At 65.7% G+C, this 17,393-nt stretch carries 11 protein-coding genes and 2 pseudogenes; 1 reads left to right on the top strand and 12 read right to left on the bottom strand.

Annotated features, from left to right (window positions below):
• Entirely contained in the window at positions 1-360 is a 360-nt protein-coding gene (locus tag OMK73_RS31540) for an FmdB family zinc ribbon protein (RefSeq protein WP_267605482.1), read from the bottom strand.
• A gap of 198 nt (positions 361-558) precedes the next feature.
• Positions 559-1,995 carry a sodium:solute symporter family protein gene (locus OMK73_RS31535; protein WP_267605481.1) on the bottom strand — a complete coding sequence of 479 codons (1,437 nt, stop codon included), beginning with the start codon at positions 1,993-1,995 and terminating at the stop codon, positions 559-561.
• 447 nt (positions 1,996-2,442) lie between these two features.
• Here OMK73_RS31535 and OMK73_RS31530 point away from each other — a divergent pair, with 447 nt between their 5' ends.
• The gene (locus tag OMK73_RS31530; RefSeq protein ID WP_267605480.1) at positions 2,443-3,051 is read left to right on the top strand and encodes a hypothetical protein; all 609 of its coding nucleotides are present in this window, start codon (positions 2,443-2,445) and stop codon (positions 3,049-3,051) included.
• Here OMK73_RS31530 and OMK73_RS31525 read toward each other — a convergent pair.
• From OMK73_RS31525 to OMK73_RS31480, 10 genes and pseudogenes are all read right to left on the bottom strand, one after another.
• Positions 3,015-3,740 (bottom strand): methyltransferase domain-containing protein, encoded by a 726-nt coding sequence (locus OMK73_RS31525; RefSeq protein ID WP_267605479.1) that lies wholly within the window; start codon positions 3,738-3,740, stop codon positions 3,015-3,017. The genes OMK73_RS31530 and OMK73_RS31525 overlap by 37 nt on opposite strands.
• A gap of 63 nt (positions 3,741-3,803) precedes the next feature.
• Positions 3,804-5,381 carry a ubiquinone biosynthesis regulatory protein kinase UbiB gene (gene ubiB / locus OMK73_RS31520; protein WP_267605478.1) on the bottom strand — a complete coding sequence of 526 codons (1,578 nt, stop codon included), beginning with the start codon at positions 5,379-5,381 and terminating at the stop codon, positions 3,804-3,806.
• 97 nt (positions 5,382-5,478) lie between these two features.
• A pseudogene (locus tag OMK73_RS31515) lies at positions 5,479-6,152 on the bottom strand (ubiquinone biosynthesis accessory factor UbiJ).
• Positions 6,153-6,433: 281 nt separating this feature from the next.
• The gene (gene ltrA / locus OMK73_RS31510; RefSeq protein ID WP_267602818.1) at positions 6,434-7,831 is read right to left on the bottom strand and encodes a group II intron reverse transcriptase/maturase; all 1,398 of its coding nucleotides are present in this window, start codon (positions 7,829-7,831) and stop codon (positions 6,434-6,436) included.
• Between the two features lie 493 nt (positions 7,832-8,324).
• The gene (locus OMK73_RS31505; protein ID WP_267605477.1) at positions 8,325-9,350 is read right to left on the bottom strand and encodes a Tim44 domain-containing protein; all 1,026 of its coding nucleotides are present in this window, start codon (positions 9,348-9,350) and stop codon (positions 8,325-8,327) included.
• Positions 9,351-9,402: 52 nt separating this feature from the next.
• Complete coding sequence (ubiE, locus tag OMK73_RS31500) at positions 9,403-10,134, bottom strand: bifunctional demethylmenaquinone methyltransferase/2-methoxy-6-polyprenyl-1,4-benzoquinol methylase UbiE (RefSeq protein WP_267605476.1); 732 nt, start codon at positions 10,132-10,134, stop codon at positions 9,403-9,405.
• Positions 10,135-10,178: 44 nt separating this feature from the next.
• Positions 10,179-10,592: a DUF971 domain-containing protein gene (locus OMK73_RS31495; RefSeq protein WP_267605475.1), complete on the bottom strand. Its 414-nt coding sequence runs from the start codon at positions 10,590-10,592 to the stop codon at positions 10,179-10,181.
• A gap of 52 nt (positions 10,593-10,644) precedes the next feature.
• Positions 10,645-12,520, bottom strand: a pseudogene (locus tag OMK73_RS31490) (ABC transporter ATP-binding protein/permease).
• 157 nt (positions 12,521-12,677) lie between these two features.
• On the bottom strand, positions 12,678-13,112 hold the full coding sequence (locus OMK73_RS31485; protein WP_267605474.1) for an HIT family protein: 435 nt from the start codon (positions 13,110-13,112) through the stop codon (positions 12,678-12,680).
• A gap of 196 nt (positions 13,113-13,308) precedes the next feature.
• Positions 13,309-17,283, bottom strand: coding sequence for an FAD/FMN-binding oxidoreductase (locus OMK73_RS31480; protein WP_267605473.1), 3,975 nt, complete (start codon positions 17,281-17,283; stop codon positions 13,309-13,311).
• Positions 17,284-17,393: the final 110 nt, after the last annotated feature.

Genomic DNA, 17,393 nt, shown 5'->3' with positions numbered 1-17,393 from the left:
TCAATGGCTGGCGACGGCGCTGCCGGAACCGCCGGCAGTGCTCGTCGACGCCGTGCTGGCGGTGCTGGAAGAGTCAGTGGCCGCGCCGGACGAGGCCGGTGCGGCGGCTTCGCTCTTGCCTTCGGTGGCGCTGCCGGCTGCCGCCGTGGCAGGCGCCGCGGCCGTGCCGCCGCTGCCGCCGCGGAAATCGGTGACGTACCAGCCCGACCCCTTGAGCTGGAAGCCCGCAGCGGTCAGTTGTTTCTTGAACGTGCCCTTGGCGCCGCAGGATGTGCAGTCGGTGAGCGGGGCATCGCTCATTTTCTGCAGTACATCGCGCCCGTGGCCGCAGGCTTCGCAACGATAGGCATAGATCGGCATAGTGGCTCTCCGCGAGGATTCTGGAACGGAAATTGGGTGAAACCGCGTGGTCGCGCCGACCGGGAAGTTGCCACCCCCGTGCGCCACCTTGCGGTGCAAAGCCTTGAATTATAAACCGTTCTGAGAACGCCGGGCCGGCGGAAAAAGGACTGGAAATGCCTTCGAAGCCACGCGCGAGGCGTCAGGTGCCCGCAACGCTCAGGCCAGATGCGCTTCCTCGACCCGCGGATGATCGCCGATCCACTGCGGCAGCAGCGAGCCGAACACCATGCCGCCAATGGAGAACAGCAGGCCGACCATCTGCGGCGGCACCGCCGCGTCGGCGAAAGCGATTTCGCAGCACAGCCAGGAAACCAGCCCGAGGATGATCGCGGCAAGGCCGCCCTGGCGCGTGGCCGGCTTCCAGAACATGCCAAAGGCCAGCGGGACGAACGACGACACCAAGGTGACCTTATAGGCATTTTCCACCATATGAAAAATGGAAAGATGCGAGTTCAGCGCGAACAGCGTCACCAGCACGGCGAACACCAGCACCACGGCCTGCATCACGCGCAGGAAGCGGCGGTCGTCGAGATGGCGGAAATACGGCCGCAGGATATTCTCGGCAAAGGTGACCGACGGCGCCAGCAGCGTCGCCGAGGCGCAGCTCTTGATGGCGGACAACAGCGCGCCGAAGAACATCACCTGGGCGAACATGGGCGCATGCGTCAGGATCAGCTTGGGCAGGATCAGCTGCGAATCGGTGTTGATGTACTTCTGCACCATCTCCGGATCGATCATGGTGGCCGAGTAGGCCAGGAACATCGGGATGAAGGCGAAGCAGAAGTAGAGCACGCCGCCGAGCACCGAAGCGCGCCCGGCAATCTTCTCGGTGCGCGACGAGGTCACGCGCTGGAACACGTCCTGCTGCGGGATCGACCCGAGCATCATGGTAAACAGCGCGGCCGCGAAGCCGATGATCTGTATCAGGTCCAGCGACGGCAGGAATTCGAACTTGCCGGCCGCCGCCGCATGCGACACCACCGCCGCCACGCCGCCGGCCTGGCCGCTGACTTCATAGCCGATATACAGCATCCCGATCACGATGATGATCATCTGGATGAAGTCGGTCACCGCCACGGCCCACATGCCGCCGAACAGGGTGTACACGAGCACGCTGGCGGCCCCGATCATCATGCCGGCTTCCTGCGACAGCGCGCCGTCCGAGACCGTGAAGAACACCAGCCCGAGCGCCTTGATCTGCGCGGCCACCCAGCCCAGGTAGGACATCACGATGCACAGCGTGGTCAGCACCTCGGCCAGCCGCCCGTAGCGGTTGTGATAGTAATCGCCGATGGTGAGCAGGTTCATCCGGTACAGCGGGCGCGCGAAGAACAGGCCGACCAGGATCAGGCAAAGCGAAGAACCGAAGGGATCGGACACCACCCCGGACAAGCCTTCCTTGAGGAAGACCGCGGGGATGCCCAGCACCGTCTCCGAGCCGAACCATGTAGCGAACACGGTGGCGGTGACGATATAGAACGGCAGGCTGCGGCCAGCTACCGCGAAGTCGGTGGCGTTGCGCACGCGCAATGCGGCCCACAGGCCAATGCCGACGGAGATTACCCAGTAGATGATGACGAACCAGATCAGCATGCTGCTGCCCTATCCCAAAGTGCCCTTGCGGCGAGAAACCGGTTGCCGGTGAGGCGGGATTTGCGGCCAGCCTTGCCCGGAGTCCAATTCATCGGTCGGGGCCGCATGGGTGGCCGATCTAGCCTGCGGTCGTAGCCGAATCAAAACGCGGATTATAGCGACGCCTGCCGCCCGGCGAGGAAAAATATCCCTGCCACCCGGAAATTGCGCGGGACGGTGCAGCCCTGGCGCCACAGGTGACGTGCCCGGCGCCGAGGATGCCCGCCGCGGCCGCGGCGCCCCGCCGTGGTGCGGGAGACTTGCGGCTTACGCGCGGTTACACAGCTTACAAACCCCGCGTCAGCGGGCCGTGTGCGCCGGGCATTAAGGGAGCAAGGCAGCAACATCGGGCGCACCGCCCACGAGCCAGGCTGCCGCCCACGACCCAACGAGGAAAAGGAAAACACCATGTCCAGCCGCCAAACCAAGATGCTCAAGACCCTGATGATTGCCGCTGGCCTGCTCGGTGCCGGCCTGGCCAGCGCCCAGACCGCGGCGGTCTCGCAGGACGTGCAGCGCAACGTCAACCAGGAACAGCGCATCGAAAACGGCCTGAAATCCGGCAGCCTGAGCACGCGCGAAGCGGCCAGCCTGGAAAGGCAGACCGCACGGGTGGACCACATGGAAGCGCACGCCCTGGCCAACGGCTCGGTCTCGCCGCGCGAGCAGGCGTCGATCCAGCGTGCCGAGAACAACGTGAGCCGCGATATCGCGCACGACACGCACAACGGCATCACCGGCAACCCCGCCAGCGCCTCGTCGCAGCGCATGCAGGCTGACGTGCAACGCAATATCAACCAGGAACAGCGCATCAAGAACGGCGTGGCCAACGGCTCGCTCACCAACCGCGAGGCCGGCAGCCTCGAACGCGGCCAGGCTCACGTGGATCGGCGCGAAGCGCGTGCCGGCGCCAGCGGCCATGTCGGCGCGGGCGAGCGGCGCGGCATCCAGCGCGCCGAAAACCGCGACAGCCGGGCGATCTACCATGACAAGCACAACGCCCGCGTGCGCGGCTGAGGAAAGCCTGGCGCTTGGCGATGAAGCTCAGGGTTGAAGCTCAGGGCCGGAACTCGAGGCCTGCGGCGCCAGACCTGCCACTGCTCGCGGCCGGCAAACACTGGCAGCGAGCCAGTGGCGGCCCTCGCCTCCACCAGCTCGAAGGCCGGCGCAAGCAACGCGCGCAGTTCTGCCTCGGGGATGGCGAAAGGTGGCCCGCCGCGCATCTCGTCAAGGAAGAAGTAGCCGGCCAGCAGGCCGCCCGGCGGCAGCAGTTGCGCCACGCGAGCGGCATAGTCGGCCCGCATGGCTGGCGGCAAGGCACACAGGAAAGCCCGCTCGTAGATCCACTGGCAGGCAGGCTCGGGCGCAAAGGCAAAGAAATCCGCCTGATGCACGACGGCTCCGGCCGGCCCCAGCGCGCGGCGCGCGCTGGCCACGGCCTCGGGCGAGAAATCGATGGCGGTCACCGGCCAGCCGCGCGCATGGAGCCAACCCGCTTCCCAGCCGTTGCCGCAGCCAGGGACCAGCGTGGGGCACGGCGCCATCGCGCTGGCGAAGGCCTCGAAATCGGCCGGCACGCCGCCCAGGTCCCAGGGCATGAAGCCCTTCTCGAAGCGCTCATCCCAGAAAGCCGGATCGGCCGCGTTGCGCGTGGCAAAAGCTGGCGGGACCCCGGTCTTGTTCGCGGCGTTGTCGGATTTGGTCAAGCTAACCTCCACTGCATTGAATCACACTTGCCCACGCCACCCAGGCGATTCGGCGCGTTACCGTTACCAGTAACCAACCCAGGCCAGCAGTTCGGTCAACACCACGCCGGCGATGAATCCGCCCACCAGCAGCAAGGCCGTGCCAACCAGGCGATTGGTGCGGCGCTGCTCGGCAACCAGGGCGGCCAGCAGCTTCTCTTGCTGGCCATTGTCGACCAGCGCGCGGCGCTCGAGGAACTGGTGCGCCAGGCGCGGGAAGTCGGGCAGCATCTTGGCCCATTGCGGGGCCTCCACCTGGATGCGCTCCCAGGCGCCCTTCCAGCCGACCTGCTCGTGCATCCACTTCTCGAGGAAGGGCTTGGCGGTCTTCCACAAGTCCAGGTCCGGATCGAGCTGGCGCCCCAGCCCTTCGATATTGAGCAAGGTCTTCTGCAACAGGACCAGCTGCGGCTGGATCTCGACATTGAAACGGCGCGAGGTCTGGAACAAGCGCATCAGCACCATGCCCAGCGAGATCTCCTTGAGCGGCTTGTCGAAATAGGGCTCGCAGCACGCCCGTACCGCGCTCTCCAGTTCCTCCACCCGCGTATTGGGCGGCACCCAGCCCGACTCCACGTGCAGCAAGGCCACGCGATGGTAGTCGCGGCGGAAAAAGGCGATGAAGTTCTGCGCCAGGTAGTTCTTGTCGAACTCGGACAGCGCGCCGACGATGCCGAAGTCCAGCGCGATATAGCGCCCAAAAGTCTGCGGCGCCACCGACACCAGGATGTTGCCCGGGTGCATGTCGGCGTGGAAGAACCCATCGCGGAACACCTGCGTGAAAAAGATCTCCACGCCCTCCTCGGCCAGCAGGTGCATGTCGACGCCGGCTGCCCTGAGCGACTCGGTGCGCGAGATGGGGATCCCGTGCATGCGCTCCATCACGAAGACCTCGCTGCTGCACCAGTCCCAGAACACCTCGGGCACCAGCAGTAGCTTGGTATCGGCAAAGTTGCGGCGCAGCTGGCTGGCGTTGGCGGCCTCGATCATCAGGTCGAGCTCGTCGTGCAGGTATTTGTCGAACTCGGCGACCACCTCGCGCGGCTTCAGGCGCTTGCCGTCGGCCCAGAAGCGCTCAAGCCAGGCGGCCAGGTCGCGCATCAGCGCCAGGTCGCTGTCGATGACCGGCAGCATGCCCGGGCGCAGGACCTTCACCGCGACTTCGCGGCCGTGGTTGGGGCCGCCCTTCAGGATGGCGAAGTGCACCTGGGCGATGGACGCGCTGGCCACCGGCTTGTGATCGAAGCTCTCGAACAGCGTCGTCAGTTTCCGGCCCAGCGAGCGCTCGATGATCTTGACCGCCACGACCGAATCGAACGGCGGCACCTGGTCCTGCAACTTGGCAAGCTCGTCGGCGATGTCCTCGGGCATCAGGTCGCGCCGGGTGGAGAGCACCTGGCCAAACTTGACGAAAATCGGCCCCAGGCGCGTCAGCGCCAGCCGCAGGCGTTCGCCGCGGGGCATGTCGAGCTTGCGGCCAATGGTAATGACACGCACCAGGAAACGGATGCGGCGGCTCTTGAAACCGGACAGCACGAGTTCGTCGAGGCCGTAGTAGAGGATGACGAAAACGATCTTGCAAAGGCGCAGGAAGCGGGTCATGCAGGTTCTTCAGTGTTGGGGCCGTGCTGATTGGCCGGTCTGGCAATGGATGAAGCCATAGAGGAGCAAGGGTCTGGCGGTGGCAGGCAGCGGGCGCTCAGCGATGGGCGGACGGCAGCGTGCCGGCGCCACGCTCGGAGCGGGTGCGCTGCTCCAGCTTCTCCAGCCGCTTCTCCAGCCGGGCGAGGTCGTCGCGCAGCGCGCTCACGCCGGCGCCGAACTCGTCGAGCGCGGCATGGCGCACCAGGGTCGGCTGCTCGTCGAGCAGGTACTCGGTCACGTTATCGACCAGCGCGCGGCCCACCCGCGTGGCCTGCGCATGCACCTGCTGCACGCCGTCCACCACCCGTTGCGCCACGCTGTCGCTGAGCGTGCCGCCCAGGATGCCGCGCAATGCGCGCGACAGGTCCTCGGCCGCATCCCAGCGCAAGCTGCGGGCCAGCGTGGAGACCGTATTGGCCAGTTCGGCATCGCCCTCGATGCGCACATGCTTCATCGCCGCCGCCTGCCCCCCGCCCGCCACGTCCGACGCCACCAGCGGCCACTGCTGCAGCGGCACCGTCAGCGTGACCGCCGGGGTTTCATCCACCGGGGCCAGTTCCGTCAGGCCCTGCCCCGTCACCTTCAATGCGAGCGTGAACGCAGCCGCGTCAAAGCGGATGATGCGGCCGGCGAAGGGCTGGAGCATGGAGGTTGCCCAGGGTTCTTGCTCCAGCAGGTGGTTCAGGGCGGTGATGGGGGCGTAGCCAGGGGGATGGGGAGGGTGGTCATGATGGGATGCGGCTGGGCGCGGGCCTTTCGGGGAGTGATGGGTTGGTCGGTTTTAGGGGCAACTTCAACTGCTTAAATTCAAAGGCTAACGTCAAAAGCAACTGCAGTTTCACCACCCCTGCGGGGCGGCGACCTACTTTCTTGTCTTGCCAAGAAAGTGGGCAAAGAAGGCGCGCCGGATGGGGCGACTTCCCCTCGGGATTCATCCCCGATCGAGTAGGGTGAGGGGTTACCCCTCAGCCCTCTCACACCACCGTACGTGCGGTTCCGCATACGGCGGTTCACGAACGAGACTGCAAGCGCCGCTGAGTATCCAGCAGCGAGACCAGCCCCATGGCGTCGAAGTAGCGTTTCGGGAAGGCATCGCGCAGATGCATCGCGCCAGCATTCCACCACGGGCCGCGCCCGTTGTAGGCTGACTTGTACGCTCGCTCGTCCGATAGCCCCTGCCGACGCAGCATCACCACCCGGGTCCGACGACGTTTGGCTTGCCGCCACAATAAGCAGCGCAGCCGCCGTCTGATCCAGGCGTCCAACTCCTCCAGCGCACGCTTGCCTTCGGTCCAGCGGAAGTACCCCATCCACCCGCGCAGTACCGGATTCAACACTGCTATCGTGTGGGCCGGGTTCCCTCCTCGTCCCGGACGCACCAGTTCCCGCACACGCTCCTTCAGCCTTTGCAGGCTGTCCGGCGCAATGCGCAACCGCGCCTGACGGTGCATTGTCAGGCTATAGCCCAGGAACTTGCGCGCCCACGGCCGCGCACACGCGCTCTTGGCCTCGTTGACCCGCAGCTTCAGCCGCTCCGCTAGGAACGCTGTCATGCCAGCCAACACCTGCCGTCCTGCCGTCTTGCTACGCACATAGATATTGCAGTCGTCCGCGTAACGACAGGACGCGAGGCCCCGCCTTTCCAGCTCACGGTCCCAATCCGTCAGCAGGATGTTCGACAGCAACGGCGACAGCGGCCCGCCTTGCGGCGTGCCTTGCCTCCTTGCCTCGACCATCCCGCCACGCATCAGCCCCGCTTCCAGATACCGCCGGATCAGCTTGAGCACCCGGGCGTCCCTCACTTGCCGTGCCACCCGCGACATCAGGATGTCGTGGTTGACCCGGTCGAAGAACTTCTCCAGGTCGATGTCCACCACCCAGCGCCGGCCTTCCCGCACATACCGCTGTGCCTGCAAGACCGCCTGCTGAGCGCTGCGCCCCGGCCTGAAGCCGTAGCTCGACTCGGAGAATCCCGGCTCAAAGATCGGTTGGAGAACTTGCAGCAGCGCCTGCTGGATCAGCCGGTCCATCACCGTCGGGATGCCCAGTGTCCTCACCCCGCCCGCAGGCTTGGGGATGTCCACCGCGCGCACCGCCTGCGGGATGTATTGGCCGGCCAGCAGCGCCGCCTTGACGCTCGGCCAGTGCACCTTCAGCCAGTCCCGCAACGCCGTCACCGCCAGGGCATCCACCCCGGCCGCGCCACCGTTCCTGACCACCTTCCGGTACGCCAGCCACATGTTGCCCTTCTCGACCACCGCCTCCATCAGCGATGGCGCCCGCGCTTTCGTTTGCCCGACAGCCGCCGTGCCAGCCTCCGCACCCCCATCGGCCCCAGGCAGGTTCCGCCCGCCTTCCTCCGCTGTGGGCTGCACTCGTTCGTGCATTTGGGCTTCGTCGGTAAGCATCGAGGTCTGTCGTCCTAATCGCGCTCATTCATGTTTGGCCCTTCAGTGCCAACCGCGCACCTAATATGGCCTCTGCTGACTTCTGCACCGCCGTCCCGACGCCTCTCGACGTCGGTAGCACCGTGGCAGCGGTGCAGATCTCCCCGGGTATGACGCACCCACCTTCACGCTTATGCCTGTCGGATCTACGCCGCATCGTTCCGTGCAAGTATCGGGCTTTGGCAATTATGGCTACCTCACCCCGATACGACGCCTCATCCGCTTCCTGTTCGTCAGGCCAGCGCTTTGCCTCGGACTTCCTTCAGACTCCCAGTCGCCCGGGAAACCCTTGTCTCTGGCTAACACTTCCCCTTGCCGGGTGTGTAAGGGACTTGCACCCTCAAGTGAGTGCGCCCTGCCGGGCGCACCATACAAAAAAGCCCACGTTTTCACGTGGGCCTCCATTCTATGCCACCTGCCGGCCTTGAACCTGCCGGCGAGGCACTTCCTGCACTCAGGAACTCTGTTGGATCCCTGCCAGCAGCCAGCCGCCGGGGCCGGTTACGGGCTTGGCCAGGTTCCAGACTTCGGCGAAGGGCTGGGCCGGATCGCCGGCCTTTTCGCGGATCATGCCGGAGAAGCGCACGCTGGCCAGATGCTGGGCCGGGCTGTCTTCGATGCCGAGCAGTTCGGCTTCCAGCGTGACCACGTCGGTCTTGTTGACCTCGGTGCCGCGCTCGGACAGGTCCATCTTGATCTCGGCGAACATTTCCGGGGTGGTGAACTCGCGGATGTCGTCGAGGTTGCCGGCGTCCCAGGCTGCCTGCAGGCGTACGTAATAAACCTTCGCGTTGCGCAGGAAGGCTGCGGTGTCGAAGTCAGCCGGCACGCCCCAGGGCTGGGCCGCGCCCGCTGCTGCGCCGGCGGCCGCGCCAGCCATCACCGGTGCGGCGGACTGCATCGAGGAGGCGGAGCCGGGCGTGGGCATGACCGGGTTGGGTGCGCCAACCGGCACTTGCTGGCGCAGTACCGGTTCGTTGCTGCCACCAAAGCCGTTGCCTGAGCCGCTGCCGGCGCCTGCACCGGCATAGGCCGGTTGCTCCGGAGCCTTCGAGCCGCCGCGGAACTTGCGGATCAGCCAGATGGCGGCGAATGCCACCAGGGCAATCAGGATCAGGTTGGACAGGAAGCCCATGGCGGCGCCACCCAGGCCAAAGTGCGACAGCAGCCAGCCAATGCCCAGGCCGGCGGCGATGCCGCCGAGCATGCCGCCCCAGTTACGCTTGGGTGCGGCAGCAGCGGCTGCACCCGCGCCGGCGCCTGCGGCGGCCGGTGCGGCTTGCTGGGCCGGTGCCTGCTGCGCGGGCGTCTGGTTGGGCGATTGCTGTGCCGGCGCCTGCTGGCGTTGTGTCACGGCGGACGATTGCTTGCCAATGCTGCGCGACCCACCGAGGCGTTTGGCATTGGCGTCGAGCGCCATGCCGAGGGCAAGCGTGCCAATCAGCACACCCGCCATGAATTTTGCGCGAAATAGCGACATATCAGTGCTTCCCCTGTTAAGTTCGCTCATTTTTCTTTGAGCCTATATCAGTCTAGTACTTTCGCCCGACGTGGAGTGCCACCACTCCTGCTGTCAGGTTGAAGTATTCGACATTCTCCAGGCCCGCATGTTCCATAAGACGTACAAGTGAAGCCTGGTCTGGATGCATTCTGATCGATTCAGCCAGATAGCGATAGCTATCGGAATCCTGTACCACCCGCTGTCCCAGCCACGGCAGGAACTTCAGCGAATACATGTCGTAGGCCTTTTCCAGCGGCTTCCACACCTTGGAGAACTCCAGCACCATGACTTTGCCGCCCGGCTTGATCACCCGGCGCATCTCGGACAGGGCCACCTCCTTGTGCGTCATGTTGCGCAGCCCGAAGGACACGGTGACCAGGTCGAAGTAGTTGTCCGGGAAGGGAATCCGCTCCGCGTCACAGAGACAAGTGGGGGTGACGATGCCTTTATTCAACAAGCGATCGCGTCCAACCCGGAGCATCGACTCATTGATGTCGGTCAGCCAGACCTCGCCGGTGGGCCCGGCCTGGCGCGCGAAGGCCTTGGCCAGGTCGCCGGTGCCGCCGGCGATGTCAAGCACCTTGAAGCCGGGCCGCACGCCGGCCTGGGCGATGGTGAACATCTTCCACAGCCGGTGCATGCCGCCGGACATCAGGTCGTTCATGACGTCGTACTTGTTGGCCACCGAATGGAAGACTTCGGCCACCTTGCCGGCCTTCTCTTCTTCCTTGACCTTTTCGAACCCGAAGTGGGTCTCGCTCATAACTCGCTCCAGAATTCAGTAATGGCCCGCGGGGGCACGCAATCTCAATGGTTGCCGCAGGCATGGCCGCCGGGGGCCACCATGGGGGTGTCGCGATCGACGCCGGCCGCTTCCAGCCGCTCCAGGTAGGACTGCCAGATGGCGTCCTGCTGGGCGCCCAGGCGGTACAGCAGTTCCCAGGAATAGATGCCGGTATCGTGACCGTCGGAAAAACGGATCAGGATGGCGTAGTTGCCGACAGGCTCCACCGCGGCGATGGTGACGTCGCGCTTGCCGGTCTGCAGCACTTCCTGGCCCGGGCCGTGGCCCTGCACTTCGGCCGAGGGTGAGTTCACCCTCAGGTATTCGAACGGCAGCCGGAAGCTGGATCCGTTGTCAAAACCCACCTCCAGCACGCGCGACTGGGTGTGCACGGTAAGGGCGGTGGGATGCGGAGTATCTTTTTCGAGGCCTGCCATGATGGGTGGCGTGCGGCTGAGGGCGAGCCGCAGGTTGCGGCCACACCGGCCTTTACGCTTCGTGTACGACCCGATAGCTTACCGCAGCCGCCTCGCCTTGCCCATCTTGCTCAGTTTCCCAGTGCGCGCCGTCGGCCGCGACATAGCGCAGGCGGCGGCCATGGAAGGCGGCTACCGTGCTGCGGTGGGCGATGCTGATGATGGCCGCGCCGGGCAGGGAGTCCACCATCAGGCCGTACATCGCGCTTTCGGTTTCCTCGTCGAGCGCGCTGGTGGCCTCGTCCAGGAACAGGTAATCGGGCTTTTGCAGCAGCGCGCGCAAAGGCCAGGCGCTGCTGCTCGCCCGGCGACAGCCGCAGCGACCAGTTGTCGAACACGTCGAGCTGCTCGGTCAGGGCGCCGAGCCGGGCTTCGCGCAGCACCTTCTGCAAGGCCTCGCAGCTATGCACGGTGCCGGCGTCGGGATAGGCCAGCGCATCGGCCAGCGAGCCGATCGGTAGGTAGCTGCGCTGCGGCAGGAACAGCATCCGGGCCGCGCGCGGCATGGCTACCGTGCCGCTGCCATAAGGCCAGATGCCAGCCAGCGCACGGAACAGCACGCTCTTGCCGCAGCCCGAGGGGCCGCTGACCAGCCAGCGCTCGCCGGGCGCGATCTCCAGCGAGAACGGCGCCACCAGCGGACGCTGCTGGATCTCGCCGCCGTTGCCGGTGCGCACCGGCAGCGCCAGCGCGAGGGTGTCGATGCGGATGCCGTCGGAATCGGCACCGGCACCGGCCTGAACGACCTCGATGTCGCGCACGCCGGTGTGCTCCTGATCCTGGCGCTCGGCAACGCGGATGGCGTCGCGGAAATCGATCAGCCGGTTGGCCGCCGCCTTCCAGCCGACCAGCGTGGAGTAATTGTCAACGAACCACGACAGCGCACCTTGCACCTGGCCGAAGGCCTGGCTCACCTGCATCAGCCCGCCCAGCGTCATCTTGCCGGCGAAGTAGCGCGGCGCGGCCACGAGCAGCGGAAAGATGATGGCGAACTGGCCGTAGCCGGAACTGACGAAGGTCAGGCGCCGCGTATAACGCATCAACTGTTTCCAGTTGGCGCGGATGCGGTCAAACCGCGAGCGCAGGCCCGCCTGTTCGGTAGGCTCGCCCCGGTAAAGCGCCACGGGCTCGCTGTTCTCGCGCAAGCGCACCAGCATGAAACGGAAATCCGCCTCATACTGCTCTTGCTGGAAACTCAAGCCGATCAGCGGCCGGCCCACCACGTGGGCAATCAGCGAACCGATCACCGCATAGCCCACCGCGAACCACACCATATAGCCGGGAATCGTGATCTCGGTGCCGCCCAGCATGAAGCTGATCGGCCCGGAAACGGCCCACAAGATGCCGACGAACGACACCAGCGTCACCACCGAATTGAGCAGGCCGAGGGACAGGGACAGCGCGCCATCGGTAAACGAGCGCAGATCGTCCGCCAGCCGCTGGTCGGGGTTGTCCGTGGCGTGCGTCTGTTCGATGCGGTAGTAAGCCTGGTGGCTGAGCCAGTGGTCCATGAAGCGGTCGGTCATCCAGGTACGCCAGCGCATCTGCAGCATCATGGTGTAGTACTGCCGGGAAATGGCCGCCACGATAAAGAAGCCGGCGATCCAGGAAAAGCGGATCAGCAGCGCCTTGAAGGAGGTGTAGTCATGCTGCTCCAGCGCGTTGTAGAACACGCGGTTCCACTCGTTGAGCAGCACGTTGATGTAGACGATGCCGAGGTTGAGCGCGACCACGAAGGCCAGCAGCCCCAGCCCGGCCTTGCGGTCCTCGGATTTCCAGTAAGGCTTGATCAGGTCCCACGTCTCGGCCACCCGCAGGCGGCTCTGGATCTTGAGGGCACGGGCCGGCACGGCCGGGCCTGGAACAGTAACGGAAGTCGGTGTGGACATGGCACCTTTCGCGCAGGCGGGCCAGGGCTGATCCACCGGCCCGCTCTTGTGGGAATGAAGACAACGGATGTTAGAAGACGGCGCTGCCTTGCTGGTTCCGGAAACTCAAAAAACCGACAGTAACGCCAGCACGGCACGGGCACTGGCACGCCTTGCGTCAGCCTGCTTCGTCCAGTTTCGCCAGGGCCGCTCGCAATGCCGGCAGGCGCTGCACAAGGCCGGCCAGGCGCGCCACATCGGGCTCGCGCTGCGCAGCCGCCCAGACGGCTTCGGGAAAATGCGTATCCCAGCGGTAGCGCGGAATGACGTGCCAGTGCAGGTGCGGCACCATATTGCCGAAGGCGGCCAGGTTGACCTTGTCCGGCGCCATGGCCTCGCGCACCGCGCGCTCCACTCGCGCCACCAGCCGCATCAGCCAGGCCTGGTCGTCCTCGGGCAGGTCGGTCTGCTCGGCCACGTGGCCGTTCCACACCACCCGGCAAAAGCCGGGAAAGCGCTCGTGCTCGACCAGGATGACCCGGGCGCGCTCGCCGCGCCAGACCAGTTCGCCGCCGTCGGTCTCGCACAGCGGGCAGTTGGGGACGAGATTCATGCGGGCGCTCCCGATGCGTCAACCGATCGTCCAGAATTGGCTCCCCTCTCCCGCCCTGCGGGAGAGGGGTTGGGGAGAGGGCGGGAGCTAGCTCGAAGTGAGAGCCCGCGGGCTGGCGACCGCCCGCCCTCTCCCCGGCCCCTCTCCCGCAAGCGGGAGAGGGGAGAAACCAGTGGCACCACCCTCGCCCCCTCCATCACACCAGCACCCGCTCGATGCCGCCCGAGTTGGCCTTGGCCACGTAGTCCGGCATCCAGTTCTCGCCCAGCAGGTGCTTGGCCATTTCCACCACGATGTAGTCCGCCGTGACCGTGGCGTCTTCGTTGTAGCGCGACAAACCCTGCAGGCAGGACGGGCAGCTGGTCAGGATCTTGACGTCGCCGACGAAGCCGTCGGTGCGCAGCCTGTCTGCGCCCTTGGTCATTTCCTCTTCCTTGCGGAAGCGGATCTGGGTGGAAACGTCGGGCCGCGATACCGCCAGCGTGCCGGACTCGCCGCAGCAACGCTCGTTCTTCTCGATCTTGCCGCCGCCCTCGTTGCCGCCCATCAGCTCGTTGACAAGCTTGGTCGGGTCCATGGTCTTGATCGGGGTGTGGCAGGGGTCGTGGTACATGTAGCGCGTACCGGTCACGCCTTCCAGCTTGACGCCCTTCTCCAGCAGGTATTCGTGGATGTCGATGATGCGGCAGCCCGGGAAGATCTTGTCGAATTCATACCCGGCCAGCTGGTCGTAGCACGTGCCGCAGCTCACCACCACGGTCTTGATGTCGAGGTAGTTGAGCGTGTTGGCGACCCGGTGGAACAGCACCCGGTTGTCGGTGACCATCTTCTCGGCCTTGTCGTACTGGCCGTTGCCGCGCTGCGGATAGCCGCAGCACAGGTAGCCCGGCGGCAACACGGTCTGCACGCCCACATGCCACAGCATGGCCTGCGTGGCGAGGCCAACCTGCGAGAACAGCCGCTCCGAGCCGCAGCCCGGGAAGTAGAACACCGCCTCGGTCTCAGGCGAAGTCCGCTTCGGGTCGCGGATGATCGGCACGATCTCGTTGTCTTCGATATCGAGCAGCGCGCGCGCGGTCTTCTTGGGCAGGTTGCCCGGCATCTTCTTGTTGATGAAGTGGATCACCTGCTCTTGCACCGGCGCGCGGCCCACCGTGGCGGGCGGATGCGCGGTCTGCTTCCTGGCGAACTTCTTGAGCACGTCGTTGCCCAGGCGCTGCGCCTTGTAGCCCCAGTCGATCATGACCTTGCGGGTCATGTTGATGGTCTGCGGGCTGGTGGCGTTGAGGAAGAACATCGACGCGGCGGTGCCGGGATTGAACTTCTTCTGGCCCATCTTGCGCAGCAGGTTGCGCATGTTCATCGACACGTCGCCGAAGTCGATCTTGACCGGGCACGGCGTCACGCACTTGTGGCAGACCGTGCAGTGGTCGGCCACGTCGGAAAACTCGTCCCAGTGCTTGATGGAGATGCCGCGGCGGGTCTGTTCCTCATACAGGAAGGCCTCGACCAGCAGCGACGTCGCCAGGATCTTGTTGCGCGGGCTGTACAGCAGGTTGGCGCGCGGCACGTGGGTGGCGCACACCGGCTTGCACTTGCCGCAGCGCAGGCAGTCCTTGACGCTGTCGGCAATGGCGCCGATATCGCTCTGCTGCATGATGATCGACTCATGCCCCATCAGCCCGAACGACGGCGTATAGGCATTGCGCAGGTCGGCGCCGGGCAACAGCTTGCCCTTGTTGAAGCGGCCCTGCGGGTCCACGCGCTGCTTGTACTCGCGGAATTCGCCGATCTCGTCCTCGGTCAGGAACTCCAGCTTGGTGATGCCGATGCCATGCTCGCCGGAGATCACGCCGTCGAGCGAGCGCGCCAGCGCCATGATGCAGGCCACCGCGCGGTGGGCGTCCTGCAGCATGTCGTAGTCGTCGGAGTTGACCGGGATATTGGTGTGGACGTTGCCGTCGCCGGCGTGCATGTGCAGCGCCACGAAGACGCGGCCCCGCAACACCTGCTTATGGATCTTCTGCGCTTCGTCGAGGATGGGCTTGAACTCGCCACCGTTGAAGATATTGCGCAGCTCGGCGCGCACTTCGCTCTTCCACGACACGCGGATGGTGCGGTCCTGCAGCAAGTGGAACACGGTGGCGTCCGGCTGCTGCTCGAGGCGCGCCTCGAAAGCCTGGCCGAGCAGGCCCAGGCCGTGGCCGATCAGCGACGCACGCGCGGTGGCCAGCGGCGTGTCGAGGTGGTTTTGCAGGTAGGTCCAGCGCGAGCGGATTTCGCGCAGCAGCTGCAGCGCGTGCTGCACGCGGTCTTCCAGCAGTTCGGCGCTGGGGATCTCGTTGGCGTCGTCGCTGCGGCCCAGCGGCAGGTTGCCGCGCGCGAAGAAGGTCTCCAGCGCATCGGTCAGCTGGAGCTTGTTCTTGATCGACAGCTCGATATTGATGCGCTCGATGCCGTCGGTGTACTCGCCCATGCGCGGCAGCGGGATCACCACGTCTTCATTGATCTTGAAGGCGTTGGTGTGCTTGGCGATGGCGGCGGTGCGCGAGCGGTCCAGCCAGAATTTCTTGCGGGCTTCCGGGCTGACCGCGACGAAGCCTTCGCCGCTCTTGCCGTTGGCCATGCGGATGACTTCCGAGGTGGCGCGGGCGACCGCGTCCTGGTCGTCGCCGACGATGTCGCCGATCAGCACCATCTTCGGGAAGGCGTTGCGCTTGCTCTTGGTGGCATAGCCCACCGCGCGCAGGTAGCGCTCGTCCAGGTGCTCCAAGCCGGCCAGGATGGCGCCGCCGGGAGTGCGCGATTCGGCGTCGAGGTAATCCTTGATTTCCACGATGCTGGGAATGGCGTCGCGCGCCTGGCCGAAGAACTCCAGGCAGACCGTGCGCACGTGCGCCGGCATGCGGTGCAGGATCCAGCGCGCACTGGTGATGATGCCGTCGCAGCCTTCCTTCTGGATGCCGGGCAGGCCGGCCAGGAACTTGTCGGTCACGTCCTTGCCCAGGCCTTCCTTGCGGAACTTGCGCCCTTCGATGGCCAGGGTTTCCGTGCGCAACGGCTTTTCGCCGGGCGCGCGGTTGCCGTCCGACCACTTCAGCTCGAACGTGGCAACGGGCACGTCGTGGATCTTGCCCAGGTTGTGGTCCAGGCGCGTGACTTCCAGCCAGTTGCCTTCCGGATCCACCATGCGCCACCAGGCCAGGTTGTCCAGCGCGGTGCCCCACAGCACGGCCTTCTTGCCGCCGGCATTCATGGCCACGTTGCCGCCGATGCAGGACGCATCGATCGAGGTCGGGTCGACCGCGAACACCAACCCTGCCTTGTCGGCCGCATCCGCCACGCGGCGCGTCACCACGCCGGCGCCGGAGAATATGGTGCCGACCTTGTGCGCCACGCCCGGCAGGTCGGTCTGCTCGACCGGCCCGAGCTGCTCAAGCTTTTCCGTGTTGATCACGGCGCTCATCGGCGTCAGCGGCACGGCGCCGCCGGTGTAGCCGGTGCCACCCCCGCGCGGGATGATGGTCAGGCCCAGCTCGAAGCAGCCCTTGACCATGCCGGCGATCTCTTCCTCGGTGTCCGGGGTGAGGACCACGAAGGGATATTCCACGCGCCAGTCGGTCGCGTCGGTCACATGCGAGACGCGCGACAGGCCGTCGAACTTGATGTTGTCCTTCTGCGTGACGCGGCCCAGCACGCGCTGGGTGCGCTTGCGCAGGTCATAGGCGTCGGCGAACTCCTGCTTGAAGTCCTCGATGGCCTGCTTGGCAAAGCTGACCAGCTGCTCGACCCTGTGCGAGCGGTCCTCGGCGGCCGGCTCGGCGTGTTCGGCACGGTCGGCGGCGCGGCGCTTTTCCACCTCGGCGAGCCGATGGTGCAGTGCCGAGACCAGCATCTGGCGGCGCTTCGGGTTCTCCAGCAGGTCGTCCTGCAGGTAGGGATTGCGGCGTACCACCCAGATATCGCCCAGCACTTCATACAGCATGCGGGCGGAGCGGCCGGTGCGGCGTTCGCCGCGCAGCTCGGCCAGGATGCGCCAGGCTTCCTCGCCTAGCAGCCTGATGACAATCTCGCGATCCGAGAATGACGTGTAGTTATAAGGGATCTCTCGCAGGCGCGCGGGCGCGTCCTGCGCGGCGAGTTTGGCATCGAGCACGAGTGGGGCGTTCATGGGGAGGGGACCGCTTCCTGTAGCGCACGGGGACGGTGCGCCGGATCGTCTTTAAAGGGCAATTGTACTTCAAGGCCTGCTTTCGCCGCACCGCAACATGACAGGACCTT

The organism is Cupriavidus sp. D39 (assembly GCF_026627925.1).
In the GTDB taxonomy this organism is placed as follows: Bacteria; Pseudomonadota; Gammaproteobacteria; order Burkholderiales; family Burkholderiaceae; genus Cupriavidus; species Cupriavidus ulmosensis.
This window is presented reverse-complemented; position numbering and strand designations above follow the sequence as displayed.

Bases quoted from the DNA above. Each gene is read 5' to 3' on its own strand.
- ltrA (WP_267602818.1), bottom strand. From the start codon at position 7,831: ATGCTTACCGACGAAGCCCAAATGCACGAACGAGTGCAGCCCACAGCG.
- OMK73_RS31505 (WP_267605477.1), bottom strand. From the start codon at position 9,350: ATGTCGCTATTTCGCGCAAAATTCATGGCGGGTGTGCTGATTGGCACG.
- OMK73_RS31480 (WP_267605473.1), bottom strand. From the start codon at position 17,283: ATGAACGCCCCACTCGTGCTCGATGCCAAACTCGCCGCGCAGGACGCG.
- OMK73_RS31535 (WP_267605481.1), bottom strand. From the start codon at position 1,995: ATGCTGATCTGGTTCGTCATCATCTACTGGGTAATCTCCGTCGGCATT.
- ubiB (WP_267605478.1), bottom strand. From the start codon at position 5,381: ATGACCCGCTTCCTGCGCCTTTGCAAGATCGTTTTCGTCATCCTCTAC.
- OMK73_RS31530 (WP_267605480.1), top strand. From the start codon at position 2,443: ATGTCCAGCCGCCAAACCAAGATGCTCAAGACCCTGATGATTGCCGCT.
- OMK73_RS31485 (WP_267605474.1), bottom strand. From the start codon at position 13,112: ATGAATCTCGTCCCCAACTGCCCGCTGTGCGAGACCGACGGCGGCGAA.
- ubiE (WP_267605476.1), bottom strand. From the start codon at position 10,134: ATGAGCGAGACCCACTTCGGGTTCGAAAAGGTCAAGGAAGAAGAGAAG.
- OMK73_RS31540 (WP_267605482.1), bottom strand. From the start codon at position 360: ATGCCGATCTATGCCTATCGTTGCGAAGCCTGCGGCCACGGGCGCGAT.
- OMK73_RS31495 (WP_267605475.1), bottom strand. From the start codon at position 10,592: ATGGCAGGCCTCGAAAAAGATACTCCGCATCCCACCGCCCTTACCGTG.